Genomic DNA, 6,514 nt, shown 5'->3' with positions numbered 1-6,514 from the left:
AAGACGATTGACGGCCGCGCGGGAGGACTGCGCGAACGAGCGACGCAGGACGAGGTCCTCGGCCGGATAGCCGGTGAGCGTCATCTCCGGAAACGCCACCAGATGCGCGCCGGAGCGCAGAGCCTGCTTCGCCCAGGCGCTCACCAGGTCCGCATTTGCTCCGAGATCGCCGACGGTGGTGTTGACCTGGGCGAGCGCGACGCGCAACTGGGCCATGGATGAAGCCTAGAGCGTCCGGTCCGGTCCGGATCCGGTTGTGACGATGCGTCACCGATTCGGCTGCCGCGATGCCGCGCCGCGGCGTTTGGGCAGGCCAGTCGCTATGGTCGGCTGGGAGCTATCCGACCGGCGCTCTTGAACCACTTGCCCGCCCGCGACGGCGAGCCGAACCCTCAGCGCGGAGGCTGCCATGGACAAGCAGCAGGAGTTCGTTCTGCGGACCCTTGAGGAACGTGACATCCGGTTCGTCCGGTTGTGGTTCACCGACGTCCTCGGCGTGCTGAAGTCCGTCGAGATCGCGCCGGCCGAGCTTGAGGGAGCGCTTGCCGAGGGCATCGGATTCGACGGTTCCTCCATCGAGGGTTTTGCCAGGGTCCACGAGGCGGACATGCTCGCGAAGCCGGATCCGTCGACATTCCAGGTGTTGCCATGGCGCGGGGAAAATCCGGTCACCGCGCGTATGTTCTGCGACCTCGTCATGCCCGGCGGCGCGCCGTCCCCGGCGGATTCACGATGGGTGCTGCGGCGGACGCTGGCCAGCGCCGCGGACGCCGGTTTCACCTTCTACACCCATCCCGAGATCGAGTTCTTCCTGCTGCGGCAACCGCCGAAGCGCGGTGCGCCGGTTCCGCCGCCGGTTGATGACTCCGGGTATTTCGACCTCACTCCGAACGACATCAGCCATGATTTCCGGCAGCAGGCCATCGGGGTGCTGGAACGGTTGGGGATCTCGGTCGAGTTCAGCCACCACGAGGTGGCGCCCGGTCAGCAGGAGATCGACCTGCGGTACGCCGACGCCCTGACCATCGCTGACAACATCATGACATTTCGTCAGGTGGTGAAGGAGGTCGCATTGCGGCAGGGTATCTACGCGACCTTCATGCCGAAGCCCTACAGCGACCAGGCCGGGTCCGGCATGCACACCCATCTCAGCCTCTTCGAAGGCGACCGGAATGCCTTCTACGATCCGACCGACCTCTATCATCTTTCCAAGGTCGCGCAGGCGTTCATCGCCGGTCTCCTCGTCCACGCGGCCGAGATCACCGCGGTGACCAACCAGTGGGTGAACTCCTACAAGCGGATTGTCGGCGACCAGCGCGCCGGCGAGCTGCTGGAGGCGCCCGCCTATGTGTGCTGGGGGCACAACAACCGCTCCGCCCTGGTGCGGGTGCCGTTGCACAAGCCGAACAAGCCGAACGCGACCCGGATCGAGTTCCGCTCGCCGGACAGCGCCTGCAATCCCTACCTGGCATTCGCGTTGATGCTCGCCGCGGGGCTGCGGGGCATCCAGGAGGGTTACGAACTCCCGCCGCCGGCAGCCGACGACGTGTGGACCCTGACCGAGTCGCAGCGCAGCGAGCGGGGTATCACGGCGCTGCCCGGCACACTGGAGGAGGCGATCGCGACCATGGAGAGGTCGACCATGGTACGCGACACGCTCGGCGCCGATCTCTTCGAGTTCTTCCTGCGGAACAAGCGAGCCGAGTGGGCCGAGTACCGGCGCCAGGTCACGCCTTTCGAGATCGACCGGTACCTGCCCATACTGTGATCCGGCCGTGATCCGGCCGTGCTCGTGACGAGCGGATCCGACCTCGCCCGGCGCGGGGAGCTTCGGCGGGGTTTCGGCAGGGCGACCGGGGATCCGGGAAGGGGCCCCGAGTGCGGGCAAAGCATGATCGCGCTTTCTTTGGCCTGCTGAAACGGGCGATACCGGGCGGATGGCGGCAGGTCCGTAAGAAAGACCGTAAAACGGTCCACGCGGGTTCGGGCTCGACCTCATGGCGACTAGAAGTAGTCGGTTGCTTGCGCTCCGCCGCTTAGGCCTCTACAGTCCAGTCTCGATGGACCGCAAAAGCGGCCGATGGCGGCACGATCGGTGGCATTTGGCGAACGCTGCCGTTCATGCGGGTCGTGCTTCCGTGCCCGTCGTCCACCGGGTGCGGTCGCCTGCGGTTCATCACGTACGAAATAAGTACAAAATAACTATGCAATAAGTACGAACATTTCTGGCTGCTCGTTGGACAGCGCTATCCGGAGAGGGAAGCAAAATATGACGACTACGAATGGTCTTGACGCTGCCGAGCTGGCGGCGGAACACGCCGAGCTGCTTCCGGAGCGTTCGGCTATGGCCGTCTGGGACTACACCGACATCGGCTGGAGCGGCGGGTGGTTCGGTGGCCTCTTCGCCGCGGCAGCCGACTTCGTCGGCGGAGCCTTCTTCATCCATTTCTAAACGGGTTCTGAACGGGCCGGTTTTCGCCGGCCGGTTTCCGCGGTGCCGGTGGTGGCGGTGGTGCGTGACCGTCGCGCTGTTCCCGCCGGCACCGACTCACCACCACCAATCCGTCCCGGCCCCACGCTCCTGTTGCCGGATGCTCTACAACTCCTCGCGAACACGATTTCTTCGCGAACACGATTTCTTCACGGGGGTTCGCCGGTGGTTCGTCCGACGTCCGTCCCGATTTCCGCCGCCGGTTCCGCCGGCCCGGCGACGGCCGTCCTCGCCAGCGGCGAGCCACCGGTGGCCGTTCCTCGACGTCCGGTTCCCGCGGGTGGTCTTCAGATGCTCGGCGAGTTCACCGGGTCGGGTCTGCGAAACCGGGCCTTCCTGGTCCGCCGCTGTGACGGCCAGGTCATCACACTCACCGATCTGTTGGTGAACATCGTCGACGCCGCGGACGGCAGCCGGGACATCCCCGCGATCGCGGACCGTGTACGTGCGGTCAGCGGGCGTACGGTCAGCGCGGACAACGTCGAGTATCTGCTGACGACGAAGCTGATCCCCCTCGGAGTGATCGCGGGCGGTCGCGGGGCCACCGCGACGCCGCGGGTGACCCCGCTGCTGGGGCTTGCCGGTCGTCGCACGCTCATGCCGGCACCGGCCGTGGGCGTGCTCGCGCGTGTCCTCGCGCCGCTGTTTCGTCCGACGGTCGTGACCGGCGTCCTGACCGCTGTGGTCATGTTGGACGTCTGGCTGCTCACCTCATCCAGTGTCACCGCGCAGATACATCACGTTCTGGCCAGTCCGGCGCTCATCCTCGCGGTTCTCGGCGGCACGTTCGTGTCCATGATCTTTCATGAATGCGGCCATGCCGCTGCCTGCCACTACGGAGGCGGCCGACCAGGGGTGATCGGATGCGGCATGTACCTGCTGTGGCCGGCCTTCTACACCGACGTCACCGACGCCTACCGGTTGAACCGCACCGCCCGGCTGCGAACCGATCTCGGTGGGGTGTACTTCAACGCGATCTTTATCGTCGGCCTTGGGATCGCCTTTGCGGTCGGTCGTGCGGACGCACTCGTCGTCATCGTCCTGCTCGTCCATCTGGAGGCGTTCCAGCAGCTCGTACCGGTGCTCCGGCTGGACGGTTACTACATTCTCAGTGATCTTGCTGGGGTTCCGGACCTGTTCGCCCGGATCGGGCCGGTGCTGTCCGCCTGGCTGCACCACGGGCGTGAGCGCTGTCAGCGGTGGACCAGCACCGGGGGACGGCACCGACGTCGCAACCGTGGCCGCAACCGGAACCGGAATCGGATCCCTGATCCACGGGTCACCGCCCTCACCCGCCGGGCGCAACGAACGATCACAGCATGGGTGCTGGTCATGGCACCATTGCTGGCCACCAACCTCGTCCTCATCATCATGATCGCTCCGAGTGTGGTCACGCGGGCTGTGACCTCGGTGCGGGCCCAGGCCGCGCTCGCCGCGCGCTCCGCCGGAGCGGGGGAGCCGGCAGCCATGATCGCGGAAGCGGCGGACGCCGCGGTCCTCGCGCTCCCGGCGGTCGGCATCGCCTTCCTGCTGCTGCGGCTTGCCGGCGCCGGTGTCCGGGCGGCGGTCGTCGCCGGGCGAGGGGGCCCGGGACGCGCGGCAGCCGCTCTCCTCGGCGTGATCATAGTGGTCGGGGTTGTCCTCGTGTCCTGGCTGCGCTGAGGGCCCCGCCTGCCGGGTCTACTGGCTGCCGCTGACCGGATCCCGGCTGCGCCGGGAGAAAGCCGCGGGAAGCCGGGGAAAACCGACGCATCCGACCCGGGCCGCCGGCACGGCTGCCCGGGGACGAGGATGGACGTGTGGGCGAAGTTTCCCAGGTCGGGCCGGTGCGGATGCATGGTGATCCCGGCGCTACGCATCCGCGTGGGAGCTCCGTGCAGGCGCAGCTGGCCCGGATGGGCTTCAGCAACGTGGACAGGTTCGCCGTCACGATCCGGCGACTCGGCCTGGTCGACCACGACGACGAGCATCCGGCCGGCGCCGCGGGCGCCGGCATGTGCGTTGCCGCGCCGTCCGGTGTCACCGATCTTTACGACAACGCCCTGCTGGCGGAACTCGCCCAGGCCGCCAATCCCGACCTCGCGCTCGCGGCGATCGAGCGGATCGCGGAGACCGCACCGGAGGCCGTCGGGCGCGAGCTGCTCGCCGTCCTGGATGCGCAGCCCGGCCTGCGTGCCCGGCTCGTGGCGGTGCTCGGGGCAAGCACCGCCCTCGGCGACCATCTTGTACGCCATCCCGGCGACTGGCGGGTGCTTGCCGACGACAGCCTGATGCGGGTGCCACCGAACGCCCGTCTGACCCGTGGGCAGCTGCTGCGCGCTGTCGGTGCGGATCCGGACGCGCCCCTGCCGCGGGCCGCGGGCGACGGCACCGACGTCCTCGACGCGTTACGCGTCGCCTACCGCCGTGCCCTCATGGTCCTGGCGGCACGCGATCTGACCGGCGCGGTGGCCTTCGACGACGCCACGGTGGAGCTGGCCGACCTGGCGGCGGCCGCTTTGGACGCCGCGCTCGCGGTCGCGCGGTCGGCGATATCGCTGTCGGCTCCACCGGTGCGCCTCGCGGTCATCGGTATGGGCAAGTGCGGCGGCCGGGAACTGAACTACGTCAGTGACGTCGACGTGCTCTTCGTGGCCGAACCCGGCTGCGACGACGATCATCCAGCCATGACCCGCAGTGAGGAGACTGCGGCGCTGGGCACGGCGACCAGCCTCGCCGTGGGCATGGTCAGGGCCTGCGGGACGGTCACGAGCGAGGGAGCGCTGTTCCAGGTCGACGTGGGGCTGCGGCCCGAAGGGCGGGACGGCCCGCTGGTGCGGACCCTGGCCAGCCACGACGCCTACTACCGGCGCTGGGCCAGGACCTGGGAGTTCCAGGCGCTGCTCAAGGCACGCCCGGTCGCCGGCGACCGTGAGGTGGGGGAGCGGCTGTGCGCCGCGGTGCGGCCGCTGGTCTGGTCGGCGGCGTCCCGGCCCGGTTTCGTCACCGACGTGCGGTCGATGCGTCGGCGGGTGGAACGGTCACTACCCAGGGCGGACGCCGACCGTGACCTCAAGCTCGGCCCCGGCGGGCTGCGCGACGTGGAGTTCGCCGTCCAGCTGCTCCAGCTGGTGCACGGCCGGACCGACCCGAAGCTGCGTACCGCCGCGACCCTGTCCGCGCTCGACGCACTTGCCCGCGGCGGCTATGTGGGACGCCGGGACGCCGCCGGCCTCGCCGACGCCTACCGCTTCCTGCGTGGCACCGAGCACCGTCTCCAGCTCCAGCGCCTGCGCCGGGTGCACACCCTGCCCCGTGACCCTGCCGAGATGCGCTGGTTGGCCCGTTCCCTCGGTCTTGCCACCGCCGAGCGGATGGAGGCCGAGCACGCCCGTGTCGCCCGGTTCGTGCGCCGTCTGCACGAACGGCTGTTCTACCAGCCGTTGCTGGAGGCGGTGGCCAGGCTGTCCGCTGAGGAGGTCCGCCTGACACCGGCGGAGGCCCGCGACCGCCTGGCCGCACTGGGCTTCGCCGACACGGCGCGTGCGCTGCGCCACATCGAGGCGCTGACCAACGGAGTCAGCCGGACCGCGACGATCCAGCGTCGCCTGCTTCCGGCGATGTTGCACTGGTTCGCCGACGCCGCCGATCCCGACGCCGGTCTGCTCGCCTACCGCCAGGTCAGCGAGGCACTCGGGCACACCCCCTGGTACCTGCGGCTGCTGCGCGACGAAAGCGGCGCGGCCGAACGGCTGTCCCGCCTGCTGGCTGCGAGCACCTACGTCGCGGACCTGATGCAGCGCGCCCCGGAGTCCGTGCGGCTGCTGCGCACCACCGGTGATCTGCAGCCCAGCGGCCGTGAGCAGCTCGTCCGGGCGCTGATCGCGATCGCCCGCCGCAACCCGGTCCGGGAGCAGGCGGTCGTCCGGGCGCGTGCGGTACGCAGGGTCGAGCTGATCCGGGTGGCCTGCGCGGACCTACTCGGGCTGCTGGACGTCGCCGCGGTGGGCCGGGCCCTGTCGGACGCTGCCGCGGCGACGATCG

Annotated in this window: 5 protein-coding genes; 4 read left to right on the top strand and 1 reads right to left on the bottom strand. The window is 69.2% G+C overall.

Annotated features, from left to right (window positions below; genetic code table 11):
- A partial coding sequence (locus DD1DGNOD_RS19560; RefSeq protein WP_283234729.1) for a nitrilase-related carbon-nitrogen hydrolase occupies positions 1–216 on the bottom strand: 216 nt, incomplete at its 3' end.
- 193 nt (positions 217–409) lie between these two features.
- Between DD1DGNOD_RS19560 and DD1DGNOD_RS19555 the strand changes: the two genes are divergently transcribed.
- The 4 genes from DD1DGNOD_RS19555 to DD1DGNOD_RS19540 form a co-directional block, all read left to right on the top strand.
- On the top strand, positions 410–1,768 hold the full coding sequence (locus DD1DGNOD_RS19555) for a glutamine synthetase family protein (RefSeq protein ID WP_131767922.1): 1,359 nt from the start codon (positions 410–412) through the stop codon (positions 1,766–1,768).
- Between the two features lie 501 nt (positions 1,769–2,269).
- Entirely contained in the window at positions 2,270–2,452 is a 183-nt protein-coding gene (locus DD1DGNOD_RS19550) for a hypothetical protein (protein ID WP_131767921.1), read from the top strand.
- A gap of 204 nt (positions 2,453–2,656) precedes the next feature.
- Entirely contained in the window at positions 2,657–4,153 is a 1,497-nt protein-coding gene (locus DD1DGNOD_RS19545; RefSeq protein WP_131770772.1) for a hypothetical protein, read from the top strand.
- Positions 4,154–4,323: 170 nt separating this feature from the next.
- A partial coding sequence (locus DD1DGNOD_RS19540) for a bifunctional [glutamine synthetase] adenylyltransferase/[glutamine synthetase]-adenylyl-L-tyrosine phosphorylase (protein ID WP_131770777.1) occupies positions 4,324–6,514 on the top strand: 2,191 nt, incomplete at its 3' end.

The sequence above is a fragment of the Candidatus Protofrankia californiensis genome (genome assembly GCF_900634765.1).
Taxonomy (GTDB): Bacteria; Actinomycetota; Actinomycetes; order Frankiales; family Frankiaceae; genus Protofrankia; species Protofrankia californiensis.
The sequence above is the reverse complement of the archived record's forward strand: the minus strand, read 5'-3'. Positions and strand labels throughout refer to the sequence as shown.

Coding starts and splice junctions, on each gene's coding strand:
- DD1DGNOD_RS19555 (WP_131767922.1), top strand. CDS start 410: ATGGACAAGCAGCAGGAGTTCGTTCTGCGGACCCTTGAGGAACGTGAC.
- DD1DGNOD_RS19550 (WP_131767921.1), top strand. CDS start 2,270: ATGACGACTACGAATGGTCTTGACGCTGCCGAGCTGGCGGCGGAACAC.